We start from the raw sequence: 21,766 nt of genomic DNA on the forward strand, positions 1-21,766 counted from the left end.
CGGGTGAGGGCTCAGAGGAGTCCGGTGTCGCGGGCGATCGCGATGGCGCGGGCCCGACTGTCGGCGCCGAGCTTCTCGAACACGTGCACCAGGTGCGTCTTCACGGTGGCCTCGGTCACGAACAGGGTCTTCGCGATCTCGCGGTTCGACGCGCCCGTGTCGAGCAGTCGCAGCACGTCGAGCTCGCGGTCGGTGAGACGCACCCGCGGCGCGCGCATCACCTGCACGACCCGCTCGCTGAGCTCGGGGGTGAGGACGAGTCCGCCCGAGGCCGCCTGCCGGATCGCGCGCACGATCTCGTCGGGGGCGACGTCTTTGAGCAGGTAGCCGGCCGCTCCCGCCTCGATCGCTCCGAGGATCTCGGCGTCGCGGTCGAACGTCGTGAGGATCAGCACCGCAGGGGCCGGCTGCTGCGCGCGCAGCGCCGCGGTCGTCTGCACCCCGTCCATGCCCTCGCCGAGCCGCAGGTCGCAGAGCACCACGTCGGGGTGCAGGTGCCGGGCGAGCGCCACGGCCTCCTCCCCCGACGCCGCCTCCCCGACCACCTCGACGTCATCGCGGCGGTCGAACAGCGAGCGCACGCCGGCGCGGACGATGGGGTGATCGTCGACGAGCAGCACGCGCACCGGGGTCATGCCTCCCCTCCCGCCCGTCGCGCCGGGGCGGTCCGCCCGAGCGGGACGTGCGCCGAGAGCGCGGTGCCGTCTCCCGGGGCGCTCTCCACGTCGAGTCCTCCGCCGAGCTCCCGCAGCCGCGCCCGCATCGAGCGCAGACCGTAGCCACCACCGCGACTGCCGACCCCGCTCTGGTCGTCCCAGTGCCGCGCGTCGAACCCGATCCCGTCATCGACGATGTCGAGCCGCACGGCGTCGCCGGCATCGGCGAGGGTGACCACGACGCGGGAGGCCGATGCATGGGAGCGGACGTTGGCGAGGGCCGACTGCGCCGTCCGCAGCAGGGCGACCTCGGCGTCGAGGCCGAGCGACGGCAGATCATCGTCGGCGTGCAGCGTCGCCTCGAGCCCGGTCTCCTCGGCGAGGCGCTCCAGCATCCGGGCGAGGGCGTCACCGAGAGCGCTGGACTCCAGTTCGGCCGGCATCAGCGCGTTCACGATGCGCCGCGCATCCGCCATCCCCTCGGCGGCGAGCGCGTCGATCTGCCCGAGGGCGCGCGTGCTCTGCGCCGGGTCATCCGCCTCCAGGGCCGAGCGCGCCAGCATCCCGATCGACGACACGCTCTGCGCGACGGTGTCGTGGATGTCGCGTGACACCCGGGTGCGCTCGGCACTCGCCCCGGACTCACGCTGGGTGCGGGCGAGCTCGTCCTGGAGCGCCGCCATCTCCTCCTGCGTCGCGACGAGCGACGCGATCAGTCGTCGCCGCTCCCGCCCGTCACGCACGAGTTCGAGGTACCCACGGGAGATCCCGAGAGCGAACACGCCCCCGACGAGCGGGCCGATCACGTTCGCGTAGCTCGTCGTGCCGGTGTGCAGCAGCGGGGCGGTCACCACGACGGCGAGGATCGCCACGCTCAGCAGCAGCGCCCACCGCAGGCGCATCACGAAGCCGGCGAGCAGCCACAGCGGGAACGCGAGCCAGACGAACTCGGGCGAGACCACGACCGCGCCGAGCCAGATGAGCGTCAATCCGAGCAGCCACCAGGTCGCCAGCCGACGGTCGGAGGTGCGTTCGCTGAGCAGCAGCCCGCCGCCGTACCAGCCCAGGAAGACGAGGGAGAGGGCGAGCACCCACGGCAGCGGGACCCCGTCCACTGCGGCACGCCAGGCGCCGACCACGAGCAGCACGACCGTGATGACGGCCTGGCCGATCCGGATCGATCCGACCAGGCTCGCCCAGGTGCGGGCGGGCGACGGCGGCGACGACTCGGTGGGCGGCATGGTCACATTCTTCCCCCGACCCGGCTGCGGCGCCTCCATCGTTCGGTCGATCCGCCGGAGGATGAGGGGTTCCGGCCAGCGGGGTTCCGACAGACCCTCCCCCGATGCGACGCCCGCGCGTAGCGTCGGAACCACGGCCGCGGATCCGTCCGCGGCCACGACGAAAGGACAGCTCATGCACACACGCACTCTCGGACAGGGCCTCCGGGTCTCGGCGGTCGGACTCGGCTGCATGGGCATGTCGCAGAGCTACGGGCCCAACCCCGGCAGCCGCGACGACATGATCGCGGTGCTGCGCTCGGCGGTCGACCACGGCGTGGACTTCTTCGACACCGCCGAGGTGTACGGACCGTACGTGAACGAGGAGCTCGTCGGCGAGGCACTCGAGCCGATCCGCGACCGCGTCGTGATCGCGACGAAGTTCGGGTGGGACATCCAGGACGGGAAGAGCGTCGGGCTGAACAGCCGTCCCGCGCAGATCCGCCGAGTGGCCGAGGCCTCGCTGCGGAGCCTGCGCACCGACGTGATCGACCTCTTCTACCAGCACCGCGTCGACCCCGACGTGCCGATCGAAGACGTCGCCGGCACCGTCGGCGAACTGATCGCCGAGGGGAAGGTGCGCCACTTCGGGCTCTCGGAGGCGTCGGCCGACACCATCCGCCGCGCGCATGCCGTGCACCCGGTCACCGCCCTGCAGAGCGAGTACTCGCTGTGGACCCGCGAGCCCGAGGCTGAGGTCCTGCCGGTGCTCGCCGAGCTCGGCATCGGGTTCGTCCCGTTCAGCCCGCTCGGCAAGGGCTTCCTCACCGGGACCGTCGACACGACGGCCGACTTCGCTGCCGGCGACATCCGTGCCACGATCCCGCGCTTCACGGCCGAGAACCGGGCGGCGAACCGGGCGCTCGTGGCGCACGTGGCCGAGCTCGCCGCGGCGAAGGATGCCACGCCGGGACAGATCGCCCTGGCCTGGCTCCTCGCGCAGCAGCCGTGGATCGTGCCGATCCCCGGGACGAGGCGCACGACCCGCATCGCCGAGAACGCGGGAAGCACGGCGGTCGCACTGTCGGCGGACGAAGTCGCCGATCTCTCCGCCCTCGCGACGCGGATCGGCGTGGCGGGCGACCGCTACAACCCGCAGCAGATGGCGTTCGTCGACCGTTGAGCCGCCCGCGGCCTCGGTATCGTGAGGCGGGTGACCTCCGCCCGCAGCTACCCCGCGACCATCGCGGCCGCGGTGGACCACGAGACGGTCATCCGGAAGTCGCGGTTCCTCACCCGCATCCAGCCCGTCTCCTCGGTCGAGGAGGCCGAGGCGGTCATCGCCGGCATCCGCAAGCGGGCGTGGGACGCCAACCACAACTGCACCGCGATGGTGACCGGGCTGCTCGGCGACCAGGCCCGCTCGTCGGATGACGGGGAGCCGTCCGGCACCGCGGGGATCCCGATGCTCGAGGTGCTGCGACGCCGGGAGCTGACCGACGTGGTCGCGGTGGTGACGCGCTACTTCGGCGGGGTGAAGCTCGGAGCGGGCGGACTCGTGCGCGCGTACTCCTCCGCGGTGTCGGAGGCGCTCGACCGGGCCGCGCTCGTGCACCGCGCCGCCCTCCGGCAGGTGACGCTCGAGGTGCCGCACGCCGAGGCCGGCCGCTACGACAACCTGCTCCGCGACTGGGCGGGGCATCACGGTGCGACACTCGGCGAGCCGACGTACGCGGCCGCGGCCACGCTCGAGCTGTGGACGCCGGAGGCCGAGATCCCCCGGCTCACGGCCGACCTCGCCGCGGCATCCGGTGGCGCGGTCGTCCCCGTGCTCGGCGTCGAGCGCATCGTCGACGTCCCCGCCTGAGCCCTCGGAGGATCGGCGAACGCACAACGACCGCCCGATATCCTGGATGCCGCGATCGCGGAAGGAGAGCGATGTTCGACAGCCCGCTCTCGGCCTCGGCCTACGAGATCCTCGGAGTCGACCCGTCCGTCGATGACGTCGAGCTGCGCCGCGCCTACCGTCTGCGCCTGCGCCAGACCCATCCGGACACCGGCGGCGACGCCGCGATCTTCATCCAGGTGCAGCGGGCGTGGGAGCTGATCGGCACCGTCGAGGGCCGCGCCGCCTACGATCGCCGCACCGGTGTGAGTCACGACGCCGGCGACGAGTGGAGTGGATGGCGACCGCCCGCGACGCGCACCGACACGCGTCCGCGCGCCCGCTCCTACGGGCACCCCGGTGGCTGGCGCCGCGAGCGCTACCTCACGCTCATCCGCGAATGGGCGGGCCGGGGCGTCGAGGTCCCCGACCCCTACGACCCCGCGCTCGTGCGGTCGGCACCTCGCGATCTGCGGCGGCTCCTCGCCGATGCCCTGGCCGAGGAGGCCACTGCGCGCACGGTGTCCGACCTCGGCATGGGCTTCACGGTGTGGCACGACGTCGCCGTGGGGGCCGACCCCGACGACAAGCTCGATCACGTGATCCTGGGCCCGTCCGGCCTGTACGGCGTGATGTCGGAGGACTTCGGCGGGGTGGTCGGCTTCCGCCGCGGCGAGATCACCGGCCCGAGCCTGGGAACCCGGGCGCCGGTGACCGCCGCCCTCGGTCGGATGCGCGCGGTCGCGAAGGCCGCCCGCGTGCGATTCGGCGGCGCGATCATCGTGCTGCCCGACGACGACCTGTCCCAGGCCGTCACACCGCTCGGGACGAGCCGGGGCGTGCCGGTGGTCGTGGTGCGCCGCAGCGCCCTCGCGATGGTGCTCCGCCAGGGCGTGCCTCAGGCGCGGGCGATCGGCGGCAACGAACTGTTCGACGTGCGCACCCGTCTGCAGCAGACCGTCCGCTTCGTCTGAGCCCCCGCTTCCCCCTGCCCGACCGCAGGCGGCCTCACCGTTGACACCGTGAATCAAACCGGTTTACACTCGTGTTCATACTCATCAAACCGGTTCACGCCGCGCATGTCGTGCCGCCCGGTCCCCCGAGGAGGTGGCATGAGCCGCACGACGATCGCCGATGTCGCTCGCGAAGCAGGCGTCACGAAGGCCACGGTCTCGCACGCCCTCAGCGGCAACCGCCCGATCTCCGAGGAGACGAAGGCGAAGGTCCTCGCCGCGGCCGAGAAGCTGAACTGGGCACCGAGCCAGAGCGCGCGGGCCCTCGCCACCCGGCGCGCCAACGCGGTCGCCGTCGTGCTGGCGCGTGACCCCGAGGTCATCGCGAACGACTCGTTCTTCCCCGCCTTCATCGCCGGCGTCGAATCGGTGCTCGCCGAGACCGAGACGGCACTCCTGCTCCAGGTCGTCTCCGGCCGAGACGCCGAGGAGCGCGCCTACCGCACCCTCACCCACGGCCGAGCCGACGGAGCTCTCCTGCTCGACCTGCGCACCGACGACTGGCGCGTCCCGTTCCTCGACGACCTCGGCCTGCCCACCGTCCTGGTCGGCACCTACGACCAGCCGACGGGATTCTCCTGCGTCCGCACCGACGACGCCGCCCCGGTCCGTGAGATCATCGCGCACCTCCGCGCCGCCGGGCACGAGCGCATCGCCCATGTCTCCGGACCTCTCGCCTACGTCCACTCCAAGGCGCGCGCGGCGGCGTATGTCGAGGCGATCGGCGGCGACGAGCTGCTCCGCGAGGGCGACTTCACCGCTGCCAGCGGGCGCACGCGCACCGCCGAGCTCCTCGCCCTCCCGGAGCGGCCGACCGCGATCCTCTACTCGAACGACACCATGGCGATCGCCGGTCTCTCCTACGCGCGCTCCCAGGGCCTCGCGATCCCGCAGGACCTCGCGATCTCCGGGTTCGACGACGACCACCTCTCCGCCCACCTGTCCCCGGCGCTCACCAGCGTCTCATCCGACCCCGCGGCCCGAGGCCGCGCCGCCGCCCGCCTCCTGCGGGCAGACATCCTCGGAGCGCAGCCGCGCACCGAGATCGTCGACTGCAACGTCGTGCACTTCCGCGACAGCACCAGCTAGTCGGCATCGCCATCCCCACCGGGTCATCACCCGCCGTGTCAAGGAGGACACCATGAAGAAGCTCCCCGCACTCGCCCTGATCGGCGCCTTCGCACTCGTCGCCACCGGATGCTCGTCCGGCGGCGGAGGCGGAGGAGAGGGCGCCGCCGAAGGCACCGGCCCGATCACGATCTGGCTCTCCAACAACGAGCAGGAGGTGGCCTGGGGCAAGGCCGTCGTCGAGGCCTGGAACGCCGATCACCCCGACGAGAAGGTCAAGGCGCAGGAGATCCCCGCCGGCTCCTCTTCAGAGGAGGCGATCACCGCCGCCATCACCGCCGGCACCGCCCCCTGCCTCGTCTACAACGTGGCGCCCGCCGCGGTCTCCGGCTGGGTCAAGCAGGGAGGACTCGTCGACCTCAGCAAGATCGACGGTGGCAGCGACTACATCACGAAGCGCGGCGGCGAGATCGACTCCTATCAGAGCGACGGCAGCTTCTACCAGCTCCCGTGGAAGTCGAACCCCGTCATGGTCATGTACAACAAGGCGCTCTTCCAGGCCGCGGGCATCGATCCCGAGGACCCGCAGATGAACACGTACGACGCGTTCCTCGAGGGGTCGCGCAAGATCGTCGCCTCCGGAGTGCAGAGTGCCATCTGGCCGGCGCCGACCAGCGAGTTCTATCAGCCGTGGTTCGACTTCTACCCGCTCTACCTGGCCGAGACCGACGGCACGATGCTCGTCGAGGACGGCGAGGCCACGTTCGACTCGGATGCCGGACGCACCGTCTCCGAGTTCTGGAAGACCTTCTACGACGAGAAGCTCTCGCCGAACGAGGCGTCGACCGACGACGCGATGTCCGCCGGCACCACCGCGATGCAGCTCGCCGGCCCCTGGGCGATCCCGTCCTACGCCGACACGGTCGACGTGGGCTTCATGCCGGTGCCGACCAGCGACGGCCGCGAGAACCCGACGACCTTCGCCGACTCCAAGAGCGTGTCGATGTTCACGGCCTGCAAGAACCAGGGCACGGCGTGGGAGTTCCTGAAGTTCTCCACCAGCGAGGACAGCGACGGGCAGCTCCTGGAGGCCACCGGGCAGATGCCGATGCGCACCGGGCTCACCGACACCTACGCCGACTACTTCGCGGCCAACCCGAACTACGTGGCGTTCGCCGAGCAGGCCGAGAAGACGGCCGACGTGCCCAGCATCCCGAACTCGGTGGAGGCCTGGCAGGCGTTCCGCGACGAGTACTCCTCCGCCGTGATCTTCGACAAGGAGTCGATCGACGACTTCCTCGGGAACGCGGCGACGAAGATCGACAAGCTCGTCGCCGAGTGACACCGTGACCGACCAGAAGCGGTTGCGCACCCGATGGCTGGGTGCGCAACCGATCGGCGGACTGTTCGCGCTGCCGTACTTCGTGTTCGTGATCGCGATCTTCGCGTATCCGCTCGCGTTCGCGGTGTACATCGCCTTCCACGCCTACTTCTTCACCGCTCCCGGCACCGAGGTCGACCGCCCCTTCGTGGGCTTCGACAACTTCGCCACGGTCCTCACCGACCCGCGGGTGCTCGGCTCGTTCCGCAACACCCTGATCTTCCTGGTCATCAACGTGCCCCTGACGGCGGTGCTCTCGCTCGTGCTGGCGGCGGCGCTCAACACCGGCATCCGCTGGGTGGCGGCGTATCGCGTCGCCTTCTACGTGCCGTACCTCACGGCGAGCGTCTCGCTCGTCGGCGTGTGGATGCTGCTGTTCTCGGGCAACGGGCTGATCAACACCATCCTCGGCCCGCTCGCCCCCGATCCGTCCTGGCTCGTGAACAGCGGGCTCGCGATGCCGATGATCGCGTTCTACGTGACCTGGAAGCAGCTCGGGTTCTACATCCTGCTGTACCTGGCGGCGCTGCAGAACGTGCCGAAGGAGCTGTACGAATCGGCGGAGACCGACGGGGCCGGGGTGCTCTCGCGCTTCCGTCACGTCACCGTCCCCGGCGTGCGCAGCGCCACCACCCTCGTGCTGATCCTGTCGATCATCACCGGAGCCAACCTCTTCACCGAGCCCTACCTGCTCACCAACGGCGGCGGGCCCGACGGCGCATCGACCACACCGGTGCTCCTCATCTACCAGCTGGGCATCCAGCAGCAGAACCCCGACACCGCAGCGGCCATCGGCATGATCCTCGTGATCCTCGTCGGGATGCTGTCGCTGGCGGCCAACCGCGCGACCAGGGAGCGATGATGCGAAAGAAGCGTTCACTGCCCCGCGTCCTGAGCATCATCCTGCTCACGATCGCGGCCATCGGCTTCGCCTTCCCGTTCTACTTCATGATCGTGGGGGCGTTCCAGGAGAATCCGACGAACTCCCCCAGCGAGCTGTTCCCGACGAGCGGCTGGACCGTCGACAACTTCATCGCGATCGACTCGCGCATCGATCTGGTCGGCTCACTGCTGAACTCGCTGATCTTCACCGCGGGGGTGCTCCTCGGCACCGTCGTGTTCGGCCTGCTCGCCGGCTACGCGATCGCACGCCTCGACTTCCGGGGCCGCGGCGTGATCTGGGTGCTGATGCTGCTCGTGCAGATGGTGCCGTTCCAGCTGCTGATGATCCCGCTCTACGTGCAGATCACCCGCAGCTACGGCCTCGGCGACTCGTACCTGGGCATGATCCTGCCGTTCCTCATCAACACCACGGCGGTGTTCATCTTCGTGCAGTTCTTCAAGGCGCTGCCGGTGGAGATCTTCGAGGCGGCGCGCATCGACGGCGCCGGCGAGATCCGTCTGCTGACCTCGGTCGCGATCCCGCTGATCCGTCCCGTCCTGGTGACGGTCGTCCTCGTCACGTTCATCGGCCCCTGGAACGAGTTCCTCTGGCCCTTCCTCATCACGAAGGATGCGAGCCTGCAGCCGCTGGCGGTGTCCCTCGCGAACTACATCTCCAACGTGGCGCAGTCCACGGCCAACCCGAACGGTGCGATCCTCGCCGGCGCCACGGCGCTCGCGTTCCCCGTCGTGATCCTGTTCGTCGTCTTCCAGCGGTTCTTCCGCGCCACCGACCTCGGTGCAGCCGTCAAAGGCTGACCAGAAAGGGACCCCATGTTCACCGGAGCCTCCTTCCCCCTCGGACCGTTCACGCCGTACGACGGCAATCCCATCCTGCGCCCGCGCGGCGACAGCTGGGAGTCGGCCAACCTTTACAACCCGGCCGCGCTCGTCGACGGCGACGAGGTCGTGCTGCTCTACCGCGCACACGCCGACGACATCATCTCCCACATCGGCATCGCCCGCTCCCGGGACGGCGTCACCTTCACCCGCGAGGATGCGCCGATCCTCTCGCCGTCGGAGGACTACGAGCGGTACGGCTGCGAGGACCCGCGCATCGCGCTGATCGAGGGCACCTACTACCTCACCTACACGGGCTGGGACCGGCGCAGCGCGCAGCTCTGCCTGGCGACCTCGACCGACCTGCGCACGTGGACCAAGCACGGGCCGCTGTTCGACGACTTCGACACCTTCAAGACAATGGACCCCCGTGGATTCAACTGGTCGAAGGCCGGCGTCATCGTGCCGCAGCGGATGCACGGGAAGTGGTGGATGTACTTCGGTGAGGGCGCGATCTACTGGGCGACCAGCGATGACCTCATCCACTGGACACCGGGCACCCCCGACACCGAGCCGATGTACTCGCCGACGCCCGGCACCTGGGACGAGGCCCTCGTCGAGATCGGCACCTCGCCCGTGGTGACCGACAACGGACTGCTGCTCTTCCTCACGAACGGTGCGACCCGCATCGTGCACGAGGACGGCTCGGTCGACGTCGACTACCGCTGCGGGCAGATCGCCATCGATCCGGATGAGCCGACGACGGTCATCGCCCGCCTGCAGGAGCCGTGGCTGCGCCCGCAGACCTTCGAGGACATGCACGGGCTGGTCTCGAACGTGACCTTCGTGGAGGGACTCGTGAAGTTCCAGGAGAAGTGGTTCGCGTACTACGGGCAGTCCGACACGACGCTGGCCGTGGCGATCCACGATCCCGCCGAGCCGTGGGGTCGCGCGCTGCGCGACGGCGCCGATTCCCGCGTGGATGCCGGGGAGTGACGCCATGGACGCCTCTCGGCGCACGTTCCTGACCTTCGCGGCAGCCGCCTCCGCCCTGGCGCTCGTCCCGGTGGATGCGGCCGTCGGTGCGACGACCCCGACCACCGGCGCCGGTGTCGCCACCGGGACCGGGTCGCACCCGCTCGAGGCCGATCGGCGCGGTCGGCTGACGAACCTCGCCCATCTGCGTTTCCTCCTCGCCGAGGTGCCGGTCGCGGCGAGCGCGGCGCACACGACGTTCGGCATCGACTCGCAGCCGACCGTGCGCGCGCCCTGGACCTACGCCGACACCGACGGTGCGGGCGGATATCGTCCGGTCGGCGGGGGCACCCGCGATGCCGTCACCGGCTACTGGTCGCAGGGCGCCTACAACGCCGACGACATCGCCCGCGCGGCGATCGTGTTCCTCCGCGACTGGAGGGCGACGGGCGATACCCGGAGCCGCGACGAGGCGCGGGATGTGCTCCGCTCGCTGGCCTTCCTGCAGACGACCTCCGGCCCGAACGCCGGGCGCGTGGTGCTGTGGCAGCAGGAGGACGGCACCCTGACCCCCAGCGCGATCCCGGTCGAGCTGCCCGACCCCTCGGACTCGGCCGAGTCGTACTGGCTCGCCCGGTCGGTCTGGGCGTTCGGCGAGGGCCATGCGGCCTTCCGTCGGGCGGACCCGGCGTTCGCGGCGTTCCTCCTCGACCGGCTGCACCTGTGCCTGGATGCGCTCGGGCGGGAATCGCTCTCGCGCGCCGGGCAGTGGGTGCGCAGCGACGGGCGGCGGCTCCCCGCCTGGCTCATCGCGGGCGGTGCGGATGCCACGGCAGAGGCCATGCTCGGCCTCGCCGCGGCCACCGAGGCGGGCGACTCCCGCAGCCGCAAGGCCCTGCTGACGTACGGGGAGGGTGTGGCCGCGATGGCCACCGACCCGGCGCGGGGCTGGCCGTTCGGGGCGGTGCTGCCGTGGACGGGTTCGCTCGGGTTCTGGCACGCGTGGGGTGCCGCCGCACCGGAGGCTCTCGCCCGCGCCGGGGCCCTGCTCCGGCGCCGGGACTGGTCCTCCGCCGCACTCGCGGATGCCGGACGCTTCACGCCGCAGGTGCTCGCCGCGGGCGGGCCGCACAACGCGTGGGCGCCGCTTCCAGCCGAGGCGCAGATCGCCTACGGCGCGCACGGTCGCGTGGCCGGGGCGCTGCAGGCCGCGGCCGTGGGCGGGGTCGGACTCCGCGCGGTCGCCGGCCTCGCCGCCGGCTGGTTCTTCGGCGCGAACACGGCGGGGGTGCCGGTGTACGACCCCGCGACGGGTGTGACGTTCGACGGGGTCGAGACCGACGGACGGGTGAACCGCAACTCCGGCGCCGAGTCGACGATCCACGGCCTGCTCACGATGCAGCTGCTCGACGCGAATCGGGACGTGGCGGAGCTCGCGACGTCGATCACGGGGCTGCGGGCGCACTCGGGCCTGCGGGTGATCGACGCCGAGACGGCACGGCTCTCTCCCGGCTGCGTCGTGGAGCGTCCCGAGGGCGGCGCCTGGACGGGCGAGGGCAACCTCTCGGGCGGGGCGTATGTGCGCATCCCTCGCGGCGAGTGGGTCGAGTTCGACGTGACGGAGGCGGGTGGCATCCTGCACGGGCTCGTGTGGCGGCAGGCTGCCGCTGCCGGCGAGGCGGAGTGGGAGGTGCGCCGCGGGCGTCGCCGGGTGTGGCGCACGCGCACGCCCGCGGGCGGGGCCGGCGACCGCGGGCTCACCGAGGCCGACGGGATGCTCGTGCCGCAGCTCCTCGGCGGCGATCTGCCGGAGACCGCGGTGACGGTGCGCTGCACGAGTCGCGGCGACGTGCGCCTGGATGCGCTGGTGATCCAGCCGCGGGTCGTGAGCGCCGTGTACGCGACGACCTCGGGAGCCGCCGTGCTCTATGCGAACGGCGCACGGAAGGACCAGCGGGTCGCTCCGCTCGCACCCGGCGAGGGGCGAGCTTACGAGGCGGACGGCTCTCCGGACGGCCGGGCGACCCAGGGCGGTCGGGTTCGCGTGCGCGGAACGGGCTTCACGATCACCCGCGGCTGAGGCCCGCCGAACTCGATCGCCGTCGGGGTATCCGATGCCGCGCCGACGGAGTAGCGTGCCCGCATGGCGATCGCGACGGAGACGATGGACTGGCTGCTCGACGGGGATCCCGCGCTGCGCTGGCAGGTCGAGCGCGATCTGCTGCGGGAGCCCGAGGAGGTGTGGCAGGCGACGCGGGCACGGGTCGCCTCCGAGGGCTTCGGCGCCGCGCTCCTCGCCCGGCAGGACGATGACGGTCAGTGGGCCGGAGGCGCCTTCTTCCCGGCAGGGTTCTTCGGCAGTGCGGAGGCGGAGGAGCCGGGGCAGCCGTGGACGGCCACGACCTGGTCGCTGAACGATCTGCGCGAATGGGGCGTGGACGCCGCGGTGCTCGGCGACACCGCGGAGCGCCTGGCGCAGAACAGTCGATGGGAGTACGACGACCTGCCCTACTGGGGCGGCGAGGTCGACGTGTGCATCAACGCCTACACGCTGGCGAACGGCGCCTGGCTGGGTGCCGACGTCTCCGCGCTCGCCCGCTGGTTCCCCGCCCACCGGCTGGAGGACGGCGGATGGAACTGCGAGGCGGAGGAGGGCGACTCGGTGCGGTCGTCCTTCCACTCCACGCTCAACGCCCTGCGCGGGATGCTCGCCTACGAGCGACTCACCGGCGACACGTCGTTGCGGGAGGCACGGCACTCGGGCGAGGAGTACCTGCTGCGGCGACGGCTGCTGTACCGCGAGTCGACCGGAGAGCAGGTCGGTCCCTTCGTCGGGCGCTTCGTGTATCCGAACCGCCATCGGTACAGCGCGATGACGGCCCTGGACCACTTCCGCGAGGCGTCGCTCGTCGAGGGCCGTGCCCCCGACGAGCGGATCGCGGATGCCGTCGAGCTGGTGCGTGCCGCGCGACGGCCCGACGGCTCGTGGACGCAGGGCGCTCCGCTCGCCGGTCGCACCTGGTTCCCGGTCGATGCCGGGGAGGGCCATCCCTCCCGCTGGCTCACGCTGATCGGCACGCGCGTCCTCGACTGGGCCGGCGGCGCCTGAACCGAGAGCCCCTCGACGGGAGCAGCATCCCGACATGCTGTTCTTTTGAGTTATTCAAATGACGGGGTACACTCGAGGCATGGAGACAGAACTCGACTCGGCGCTTCGCTCGGTCACGCGCGGCTAGGCAGCGGGAGTTGCTAGAACCAGTCGAGTTCGAATGCTCCTTGCGGCAACTGTGCTCTGGTCTGGTTTGATGATCATCATGGACAGCATCGTGGCCGCATTGGCGTCGGGGCTTTCCGCGACCGTCTTTTTGATCGGGTTTAGCTCGATCAGGTTACGATCGGAGCGCGACCGGGCGCTGAACCGATCAGATGCGGTGTTCGCGGATTTAGCGAAGGCGGCGCATTCGGGTTCGGCGATTAGCGACGCCGAGGTCGCCGCTGCGGCGGACGGCCTGAAGGAAGCAGAAACGCGCGACCCGATCGGCCGATGGACACTGTTCACGACGATCGGCATCGGCCTCACGATGGCCGCGGTTGCGATCACGGCAGGAGCGCGATCGGGGCTCGCTTTCAATCCGAACCCGTTCGCGTGGTCCGCGGAAGCTGCGAGTCTCTCCTTTCTCGTCGTAGCGAACGCGACGATAGTAGCTCTGGGCGTTGCCGACTATCTCTGGGTCGTCAGAGATCTTGATCGACGACTGAAGGGCAGCCCGGTGGCCAAAGCAACCCATGCAATCGACCGGCTCCGGCAAAGAGACTGGGAAGTGGCCGTATCACTAGCTGAGGAGCTACGGGCTCAGCTCCCTTCGTGGCCCTGGGTACGTGCTTTTCTCGCGCATGCCCTCGCCTCAGCCGGCAAACGGGACCGGGCACTGACTGAGATTGAAACGGCTCGAAGACTCGAACCGTCAAATTCATGGTGGAACTTGGCGCATGTCGAGTTGCTACTCGAAGAAGATCAGTTCTCAGATGCTTTGGATCTCATCAGCACAGTCGAGGCGTCCGTAGTTGGACAGGCCGCGGTCGTAAGCCTTCGCGGCGCAGCGCTATACGGCCTGGGACAACGCGAAGAGGCAATCACGGAGTTCAACTCGGCCATTCGGCTCGATCCACGGGACGCCGAACACCGCTACCGCCGTGGTCGCGCAATCATGGATGTGTCACGCCACACGACGCTCGGCGAACCAACGGCAGCTCTGGCCGAGATCATCCTCGATGACGGCGAACGCGTAGCTGTGCGCGCAGTAATGCGCGCCGGTCACAAGCGGCTGAGAGCACGAGACGCGCTGAGGGCTGTGGAAGACTTCACGTTCGCGCTCGCTCAGCGCGAAGACGCCGACACATACTTATGGCGAGGTACTGCACGCTACCAAGCGAACCAGATAGAGCTCGCTGAAGAGGACTTCCAGCAGGCAACGGCGCTCGGCGCCAAGGCAGACTCAGTTCATCGGCGTCGCGCTGCCGGCTTAGCGGCATCCGGGATGGTATCCGCCGCCGAAGAGGAGCTTGGTCGAGCAATCAACACCAGAGCAGAGCCTCGCGACTACTTCCAGCGGGGCATGATTCGCCTCCAGCTGCGTGACTTCGATGGAGCTCTCCAAGACCTCGAACACGTTCTCTTGTTAGAGCCTGATGATCTGGACGCAGCGGCTCATCGCGCCGAAGCCCTGGCCTTCCTGAAGCGGAGCGACGAATCGCAGACCGCATTCGAAGCTGCCGTGGCATCAGGATTGCATCTCGCCCACACTTACGAGGTGTGGCTACAGTCATTGCTGTCGTCTGACCAGGCCTCCGCCGCTGAAGCAGTAGTCGAACGGGCGCTCGGCGAAGAGCTGGATGATAATTCAAGGACACGAATCCTCACCATCGCTGGATCGATCTATGCGCGGCTACGCCTCTTCAACCGAGCATTGGAGGCGTTCGAAAACGCCGATACGCTGAGCCCCGGTTCGCCGAACGTGGCGTATCGGCGCGCAGTATGCCACCTCGATATGGGCGAGCCGGATGTTGCTCTCGAACTACTCGACCGGGCAGTTGCTGAGCCCTGGAGCATGCGGTTCGCTGCGTACGCGACAAGGTCGTCCTTGCATCGATCACAAGGTCGTTTCCCTGCGGCATTTGCTGACATCGAATCTGCCCTAAGTTTGCAGCCAGGGCACGCGCGTCTTCTCGTCACTCGAGGATGCCTTTCGATGGGCGTAGGCAAGATGGCCGAAGCGCTCACGGACTTGAACCATGCTCTCGAGTTAGAGCCCGACAGCAAGTCTGCGCTGTCCCATCGCCTCCCCGCTCGAATCGCTACTGGAGACATCGCAGGCGCAAAAGAAGACCTTGAACGCCTCGAAGCTCTCAAACCAAGCGATCGAAGAATTCTGATCGCGCGAGACGAGTATTGGAGCGCCGTAGCGGACTGGCCGCAGGTTGTAGCGGTGCGTCGCCAGCTTCTTGATCTAGCCCCTGAGAACTCAGACGCGGCTTGGAGCCTCGCCGCAGCCTACGTCAACTCGGATCAGCCAGCCGAGGCCGAAGCACTCTTTGGAATCCTCATGTCGAAGGACAGTGAAGACATGCGAGCGGCTCTCAGCCATGCTGTAGCGATCAGCATGCAAGGTCGCGCGGAGGAAGCTCAACGACGCTTCGCGAGCATCAGTCACACCCACGGATCGGCAGCAGCGCACTGGATGACGTCTTCACTCAGGCCCGACTTACTGCCTCGATACGACCAAGTCATGGCTGACTGGGCTTCAGCCACCTAGCGTCCGCGTTCATCGGCGCTCCCATACACTCGCCATCCATGTCGTCGAACTCCGCGGATCCATTCTTGGAGCAGCATCCCGACATGCTGTTCTTTTGAGTTATTCAAATGACGGGGTACACTCGAGGCATGGAGACAGAACTCGACTCGGCGCTTCGCGATGCCGGGCTTCGGGCGACCGCGGGCCGCGTCGCCGTTCTCGAGGCACTGGACTCCATGGCCCACACGGATGCGGAGCGGATCTACCGCGCCGTGTCCGACGTGCTTCCGACCACGTCGATCCAGTCGGTGCACAACATCCTCGCGGACCTGACGACGGCGGGTCTCATCCGCCGGATCGAACCGGCAGGTTCCGCGGCGCTCTACGAGCGACGTATCCACGACAACCACCACCACGTCGTCTGCACCTCCTGCGGTGCCGTCGGCGATGTGGACTGCGTCGTGGGCGAAGCTCCGTGTCTCACCCCGTCCTCGACGGGGGGATTCACCGTCCAGACAGCCGAAGTCACCTTCTGGGGCCTGTGCCCCAGTTGCCAGAACGCCGCGCAATAGCCGACCGCTGATCGCCCATCCACGGATGGGGGTATTCGTCGCGCCCGCGCGGAGAAGGAGAACACCATGACGAAACCTGCCACCACCACGCAGGCCGGAGCCCCGATCGCGAGTGACACCCACTCGCTGACGGTCGGCGCCGACGGCCCCACGGTCCTGCACGACCACCACCTCGTCGAGAAGATCGCCGCGTTCAACCGCGAGCGCGTGCCGGAGCGCAACCCGCACGCGAAGGGCGGCGGTGCGTTCGGCGAGTTCGTCGTCACGGAAGACGTCTCGGCGTACACCCGGGCGGCGGTCTTCCAGCAGGGCGCGAAGAGCGAGGCGCTCATCCGCTTCTCCTCGGTCGCCGGCGAGCAGGGCTCCCCCGACACCTGGCGCGACGTGCGCGGCTTCTCGCTGCGGCTGTACTCGGAGGAGGGCAACCTCGACATCGTCGGCAACAACACCCCGACCTTCTTCCTGCGCGACGCGATCAAGTTCCCCGACTTCATCCACTCGCAGAAGCGCCTGGGCGACTCGGGACTCCGCGACCCCGACATGCAGTGGGACTTCTGGACGCTCTCCCCGGAGACCGCGCACCAGGTGACCTATCTCATGGGCGACCGCGGGCTCCCGCGCAGCTGGCGCCACATGAACGGCTACGGCTCGCACACCTTCTCCTGGGTGAACGCGGAGGGCGAGCTCTTCTGGATGCGCTACCACTTCGTGTCGCACCAGGGCGTCGAGGCCATGGGCGCCGAGGAGGCGCAGCAGCTCGCCGGGTCCGACGCCGACTACTACCGGCGCGACCTGTTCGATGCGATCCAGCGGGGCGAGCACCCCTCGTGGGACCTGTACGTGCAGATCATGCCCTACGACGAGGCGAAGTCGTACCGGTTCAACCCGTTCGACCTCACCAAGACGATCTCGCTCAAGGACTACCCGCGCATCAAGGTCGGCACGCTGACCCTGAACCGGAACCCGGAGAACTTCTTCGCCCAGATCGAGCAGGCCGGCTTCTCGCCGGGGAACCAGGTGCCCGGCACCGGCATCTCGCCGGACAAGATGCTGATGGGTCGCATCTTCGCGTACCCGGATGCGCAGCGTCACCGCATCGGGGCCAACTACAACCAGCTGCCGGTGAACCAGCCGCACGCCGCCGAGGCGCGCAACTACCAGCACGAGGGGGCGATGCGGTACCAGTACAACGGGGCGGCGCACCGCACCTACCAGCCGAACTCGTTCGGTGCGGCCGGCGGCCCCGAGGCCGACCCGTCGAAGGGGATCGAGGCGAACTGGGAGGCCGATGGCGAGCTCGTCCGCTCGGCGGCCACGCTGCACGCCGAGGACGACGACTTCGGGCAGCCGGGCACGCTCTACCGCGAGGTCTTCGACGACGAGCAGCGCGCCCGGTTCATCGAGACGCTCATCGGGCAGGGGCGTTCGATCACGGTCGATGAGATCCGCGAGCGCTTCTTCCAGTACTGGACGAACGTGGACGCCACGCTCGGAGCGGCCCTGCGCACCCAGGTGTGATCCCTGATCGGCCGGGCTTCCTCGTCCGGCCGATCACGCGGACGCGCTGACATCTCCTGCGACGCGGCGTGCGGTGGCCGAGGTCCCGCGCGTCGCGTCGTACTGCGTGCGCGACTCCTCGATCGCGGGGTGGTTCGCGAGGGCCCAGTCGCCGATGGTCTTGGCGATCGGGATGAGGGTGCCGCCGAGGTCGGTGAGCTCGTACTCCACGCGCGGCGGGACCTCCGCGTAGGCGGTGCGACTGATCAGTCCGTCGCGTTCGAGCTGGCGGAGGGTGAGCGTCAGCATCCGCTGCGAGATGCCGGGGATGTGTCGGAGCAGCTCGCTGAAGCGGAGCCGGTCGTGCCGCAGCGTGGCGATGACCAGGAGCGACCACTTGTCGCCGACGCGATCGAGCACCTCGCGGATCGCGCGGCCCGCGCTCTCGTCGAGCTCGCAGGAGCTCTCGTATCCGGGGAATCCGGCGAGCGCGGTCTCGTCGATGTGCGTCAGTGACATCGGTGTGCCTTTTGCAGCGGTCATCCGCATCCTCCATTCTTGGTTACTGATCGTAACAAAGACACAGAACGGAACCTCGGATGCTCATCGCACTCTGGATCGTCAACGGGCTGCTCGCCCTCGCCATGCTCGGCGGCGGCTTCATGAAGCTCGTCACCCCGAAGGCGACGCTCGCCGAACGCGGGATGGCCTGGACGGAGGACTTCTCCGCCGGGACGATCAAAGCCATCGCGGCGCTCGAGGTGATCGGCGCGTTCGGGCTCATCCTGCCGCTGGCCACCGGCATCGCCCCGATCCTCGCCGCGCTCGCCGGCACCGGGATCGCGATCATCATGATCGGCGCGGTCGTCGTGCACCTGCGCCGCAAGGAGTCCGCCGCGCCGGCGCTCGTCCTGGCGGTGCTGGGCGTCGCGAGCGCGGTGCTCGGCTTCCTCGTCGTGCTCTGACCCTCGGACCGGGAACAGGGCCAAGATGGAAGGGTGGCCGTCCCCCTCTCCGACCTGACCAGCATGCCCGACCCGCAGCACGTGTACGCCGGCGACGGCACGCGGCTGGCGACCTACACCTGGGGTGAGCTCGACGCCCCGGTCGTGGTGACCGTGCACGGGTTCGCATCGAACGCGCGGGACAACTGGGTCCTGACCGGGTGGGTGCGCGAGCTCATCGCCGCCGGGTACCGGGTGCTCGCCCTCGACCAGCGCGGTCACGGACTCAGCGAGAAGCCGCACGAGGCCGGCGGCTACGGCATCCGCACGCTGGTGACCGATGTCGAGACCGTCATGGACACCTATCTCGTGGACGATGCGTCCTACGTGGGCTACTCCCTCGGGGCGCGCGTGGGCTGGGAGGTGGTCCGCGAGCTGCCGCATCGCATCGGCCGCGCGGTGCTCGGGGGCGTGCCGGACGGCATCCCGCTCGCTCGCCTCGACCTCGATCAGGTGCGCGCCTACATCGCCGACGGCACGCCGGTCGAGGACCGCACGACGCAGAACTACATCGCGCTGACCGAGCGGGTGCCGGGGAACGACCTGCGGGCGCTGGTCGCGCTGGCGGAGGGCATGCGGTCCTCGGGCATGATCGACCCCGACCCGACGGATGCGCCGACGCGGCCGATCCTGTTCGCCACCGGATCGAAGGACGCGATCATCGAGGGGTCGCGGGCCCTGGCGTCGGCGGCTCCGGACGGGCACTTTTTCGAGATCCCGAACCGGAACCACTTCAACGCTCCGGGTTCGCGCGACTTCAAGGAAGCCGCGCTGTCGTTCCTCGCCGAGGGGTGACCCCGGCGAGGAGTCGCCGGTCGCGCCCTAGACCGCGGAGCTCTCCGCACGCTTGGGCAGCACCCATCCCGCGCGCGGGAAGTGGCAGGTGTAGCCGTTCGGGTACTTGATCAGGTAGTCCTGGTGCTCCTCCTCGGCCTGCCAGAACGGGCCCTCGGGCTCGATCGTGGTGACGGCCTTGGCGGGCCACAGGCCGGAGGCGTCGACGTCGGCGATCGTCTCGCGCGCGACGGTCTCCTGCTCGGGGCTGAGCGGGAAGATCGCCGAGCGGTAGCTCGAGCCGATGTCGTTGCCCTGACGGTCCTTGGTGGACGGGTCGTGGATCTGGAAGAAGAACGCGAGGATGTCGCGGTACGTCGTCTTGGTCGGGTCGAACACGATCTCCACGGCCTCGGCGTGGCCGGGGTGGTTGCGGTAGGTCGCGTGGTCGTTCGATCCACCCGTGTAGCCGACCCGGGTGTCGAGCACGCCGGGCTGGCGGCGGATCAGGTCTTCCATGCCCCAGAAGCAGCCGCCTGCGAGGACGGCCGTCTCGGTCCCGGGCGTGCGGGTGATGGTTCCGGTGTCGGTCATGACTGCTCCTCAGAAGAATCGGTGGTGGGGTTGGCGAAGAGGGGACTGTAGCGACCGTACCCCTCCTGTTCGAGACTTTCCGCAGGGATGAAGCGGAGGGCCGCGGAGTTCATGCAGTAGCGCAGTCCGCCCGCGTCGCGAGGACCGTCGTCGAAGACGTGCCCGAGGTGGCTGTCCGCACCGGCGGAGCGCGCTTCGGTGCGCTTCATCCACAGCGAGCGGTCGGTACGGGTGGTCACGGCATCCGCCTCGATGGGCTTGGTGAAGCTGGGCCAGCCGGTGCCGCTGTCGAACTTGTCGGTCGACGAGAACAGCGGTTCGCCCGAGACGACGTCGACGTAGATGCCGTCGTCGTGGTTGTTCCAATAGGCGTTGCGGAAGGGCGGCTCGGTGGCGTCCTGCTGGGTCACCTCGTACTGCAGATGGGTGAGGTCGCTGACGGCCTCGGGGGTCTTGGCGTAGTCGTTCGACATGATCTGACTCCTTGTCCGACGTCGCTGGCTGCGGCGTCATAGAGGAGAACCGTCGAGCGGCCCGTTTTGGTCCCGCCGCGCTGGGAGCGGGCTGTGAGTTTCGGCGGTGTCGATAGAGTTGCCTCCGCACTGCACACCTGCCGAGGGGAAACACCCATGTCCGTTGGACTTCTCGCCGTCGTCGACGACATCCTGAGCGCCGCGATGAAGGCCTCGGCGAAGGCGGCCGGCGTCGTGATCGACGACGCCGCGGTCACCCCGCAGTACGTGCAGGGCCTCACGCCTGCCAGGGAGTTGCCCGTCGTCGGCAAGATCGCCCTGGGGTCGCTGGCGAACAAGTTCCTGATCATCATCCCGGTGGCGCTGCTGCTGACCGCGTTCGCGCCGTGGGTGCTGCCGTACCTGCTGATCCTGGGCGGGGCCTACCTGTGCTTCGAGGGTGCGGAGAAGGTACTGGAGTGGTTCGGCGTGCAGCACGGTCACGCCGATGAGGGTGCGCGCGACGAGAGGAAGCTCGTGCTCGGCGCGGTGCGCACCGACCTGATCCTCTCGACCGAGATCATGCTCATCTCGCTCGCGAGTCTCGAGAAGGGGCTCGACATCTGGGCGACCCTGGCGATCCTCGCCGTGATCGCACTCCTGATGACGGGTGTCGTGTACGGCGCCGTGGCGCTGCTGGTGAAGATCGACGACATCGGTCTGAAGATGGCGAAGAACCCGGTGCAGCGCGTGCGACACACCGGCACCAGGATCGTGCGGTCGATGCCGGCCGTGTTCCGCTTCATCAGCATCCTCGGCACCGTGGCGATGCTCTGGGTCGGAGGCCATCTCGTACTGGTGAACCTCGGCGAGGTCGGCTGGCACTTCCCCGTCGACGTGCTGCACGGGATCGAGCATGCGCTCGAGCCGCTCGGCGGATTCGTGGTCTGGGTGGTCGAGACGATCGTGTCGGCGATCGCCGGGCTCGCGCTGGGGCTGCTGATCGTCGGGATCATCCTGGGCATCGCGCGGCTGTTCGGCAAGACCCCGAGCTTCCACGAGGGCGAGGAATCCCCCGCCGACGTGCACGTCTGAGGCTGAGGCTGAGGCTGAGGCTGAGCCGGCGTCTCGCAGCGATCCGCCGTCGCTGTCCGCCGCACG

Annotated in this window: 21 protein-coding genes; 16 read left to right on the forward strand and 5 right to left on the reverse strand. The window is 69.1% G+C overall.

Annotated elements, in window-relative coordinates; translation table 11 throughout:
* Positions 1-11: 11 nt before the first annotated feature.
* The gene (locus MME74_RS17560; RefSeq protein ID WP_267416401.1) at positions 12-635 is read right to left on the reverse strand and encodes a response regulator; all 624 of its coding nucleotides are present in this window, start codon (positions 633-635) and stop codon (positions 12-14) included.
* The gene (locus MME74_RS17565; RefSeq protein ID WP_267416402.1) at positions 632-1,897 is read right to left on the reverse strand and encodes a sensor histidine kinase; all 1,266 of its coding nucleotides are present in this window, start codon (positions 1,895-1,897) and stop codon (positions 632-634) included. Before MME74_RS17565 ends, MME74_RS17560 begins: the two co-directional genes overlap by 4 nt.
* 175 nt (positions 1,898-2,072) lie before the next feature.
* Between MME74_RS17565 and MME74_RS17570 the strand changes: the two genes are divergently transcribed.
* From MME74_RS17570 to MME74_RS17630, 13 genes are all read left to right on the forward strand, one after another.
* Positions 2,073-3,059 (forward strand): aldo/keto reductase, encoded by a 987-nt coding sequence (locus MME74_RS17570; RefSeq protein ID WP_267416403.1) that lies wholly within the window; start codon positions 2,073-2,075, stop codon positions 3,057-3,059.
* Positions 3,060-3,089: 30 nt separating this feature from the next.
* Positions 3,090-3,743, forward strand: coding sequence for an IMPACT family protein (locus MME74_RS17575; protein ID WP_267416404.1), 654 nt, complete (start codon positions 3,090-3,092; stop codon positions 3,741-3,743).
* Between the two features lie 71 nt (positions 3,744-3,814).
* Positions 3,815-4,735 carry a J domain-containing protein gene (locus MME74_RS17580; RefSeq protein WP_267416405.1) on the forward strand — a complete coding sequence of 307 codons (921 nt, stop codon included), beginning with the start codon at positions 3,815-3,817 and terminating at the stop codon, positions 4,733-4,735.
* 138 nt (positions 4,736-4,873) lie between these two features.
* Positions 4,874-5,863, forward strand: coding sequence for a LacI family DNA-binding transcriptional regulator (locus tag MME74_RS17585; RefSeq protein WP_267416406.1), 990 nt, complete (start codon positions 4,874-4,876; stop codon positions 5,861-5,863).
* Between the two features lie 52 nt (positions 5,864-5,915).
* Positions 5,916-7,184 carry an extracellular solute-binding protein gene (locus tag MME74_RS17590; protein ID WP_267416407.1) on the forward strand — a complete coding sequence of 423 codons (1,269 nt, stop codon included), beginning with the start codon at positions 5,916-5,918 and terminating at the stop codon, positions 7,182-7,184.
* Between the two features lie 4 nt (positions 7,185-7,188).
* On the forward strand, positions 7,189-8,085 hold the full coding sequence (locus MME74_RS17595; protein ID WP_267416408.1) for a carbohydrate ABC transporter permease: 897 nt from the start codon (positions 7,189-7,191) through the stop codon (positions 8,083-8,085).
* Positions 8,082-8,924, forward strand: coding sequence for a carbohydrate ABC transporter permease (locus MME74_RS17600; protein WP_267416409.1), 843 nt, complete (start codon positions 8,082-8,084; stop codon positions 8,922-8,924). Before MME74_RS17595 ends, MME74_RS17600 begins: the two co-directional genes overlap by 4 nt.
* 15 nt (positions 8,925-8,939) lie before the next feature.
* Positions 8,940-9,941, forward strand: a complete 1,002-nt coding sequence (locus MME74_RS17605; protein ID WP_267416411.1) for a glycoside hydrolase family 130 protein — start codon at positions 8,940-8,942, stop codon at positions 9,939-9,941.
* 4 nt (positions 9,942-9,945) lie between these two features.
* Entirely contained in the window at positions 9,946-12,000 is a 2,055-nt protein-coding gene (locus MME74_RS17610) for a hypothetical protein (protein ID WP_267416412.1), read from the forward strand.
* A 63-nt stretch (positions 12,001-12,063) separates the two neighbouring features.
* Positions 12,064-13,029 carry a squalene cyclase gene (locus MME74_RS17615; RefSeq protein WP_267416413.1) on the forward strand — a complete coding sequence of 322 codons (966 nt, stop codon included), beginning with the start codon at positions 12,064-12,066 and terminating at the stop codon, positions 13,027-13,029.
* A gap of 160 nt (positions 13,030-13,189) precedes the next feature.
* Entirely contained in the window at positions 13,190-15,733 is a 2,544-nt protein-coding gene (locus tag MME74_RS17620) for a tetratricopeptide repeat protein (protein WP_267416414.1), read from the forward strand.
* Positions 15,734-15,861: 128 nt separating this feature from the next.
* A complete protein-coding gene (locus MME74_RS17625) occupies positions 15,862-16,284 on the forward strand; it encodes a Fur family transcriptional regulator (RefSeq protein ID WP_267416415.1) in 423 nt (140 codons plus the stop codon).
* A 66-nt stretch (positions 16,285-16,350) separates the two neighbouring features.
* A complete protein-coding gene (locus tag MME74_RS17630) occupies positions 16,351-17,802 on the forward strand; it encodes a catalase (RefSeq protein ID WP_267416417.1) in 1,452 nt (483 codons plus the stop codon).
* 33 nt (positions 17,803-17,835) lie between these two features.
* On the opposite strand, the gene MME74_RS17635 is transcribed toward MME74_RS17630, so the two are convergent.
* Positions 17,836-18,324: a winged helix-turn-helix transcriptional regulator gene (locus tag MME74_RS17635; protein WP_267416418.1), complete on the reverse strand. Its 489-nt coding sequence runs from the start codon at positions 18,322-18,324 to the stop codon at positions 17,836-17,838.
* Between the two features lie 56 nt (positions 18,325-18,380).
* Here MME74_RS17635 and MME74_RS17640 point away from each other — a divergent pair, with 56 nt between their 5' ends.
* Positions 18,381-18,746, forward strand: a complete 366-nt coding sequence (locus MME74_RS17640; protein WP_267416419.1) for a DoxX family protein — start codon at positions 18,381-18,383, stop codon at positions 18,744-18,746.
* A 33-nt stretch (positions 18,747-18,779) separates the two neighbouring features.
* Positions 18,780-19,580 (forward strand): alpha/beta fold hydrolase, encoded by an 801-nt coding sequence (locus MME74_RS17645; RefSeq protein WP_267416420.1) that lies wholly within the window; start codon positions 18,780-18,782, stop codon positions 19,578-19,580.
* 27 nt (positions 19,581-19,607) lie between these two features.
* On the opposite strand, the gene msrA is transcribed toward MME74_RS17645, so the two are convergent.
* Together msrA and msrB are read right to left on the reverse strand one after the other, a co-directional pair.
* Positions 19,608-20,153, reverse strand: coding sequence for a peptide-methionine (S)-S-oxide reductase MsrA (msrA, locus tag MME74_RS17650; protein WP_267416422.1), 546 nt, complete (start codon positions 20,151-20,153; stop codon positions 19,608-19,610).
* Positions 20,150-20,626, reverse strand: a complete 477-nt coding sequence (gene msrB / locus MME74_RS17655; RefSeq protein ID WP_267416423.1) for a peptide-methionine (R)-S-oxide reductase MsrB — start codon at positions 20,624-20,626, stop codon at positions 20,150-20,152. Before msrB ends, msrA begins: the two co-directional genes overlap by 4 nt.
* 156 nt (positions 20,627-20,782) lie before the next feature.
* Here msrB and MME74_RS17660 point away from each other — a divergent pair, with 156 nt between their 5' ends.
* Complete coding sequence (locus MME74_RS17660) at positions 20,783-21,700, forward strand: DUF808 domain-containing protein (protein WP_267416424.1); 918 nt, start codon at positions 20,783-20,785, stop codon at positions 21,698-21,700.
* The last annotated feature ends 66 nt before the right edge of the window (positions 21,701-21,766 follow it).

Source organism: Microbacterium oxydans (genome assembly GCF_026559675.1).
Taxonomy (GTDB): domain Bacteria; phylum Actinomycetota; class Actinomycetes; order Actinomycetales; family Microbacteriaceae; genus Microbacterium; species Microbacterium oxydans_D.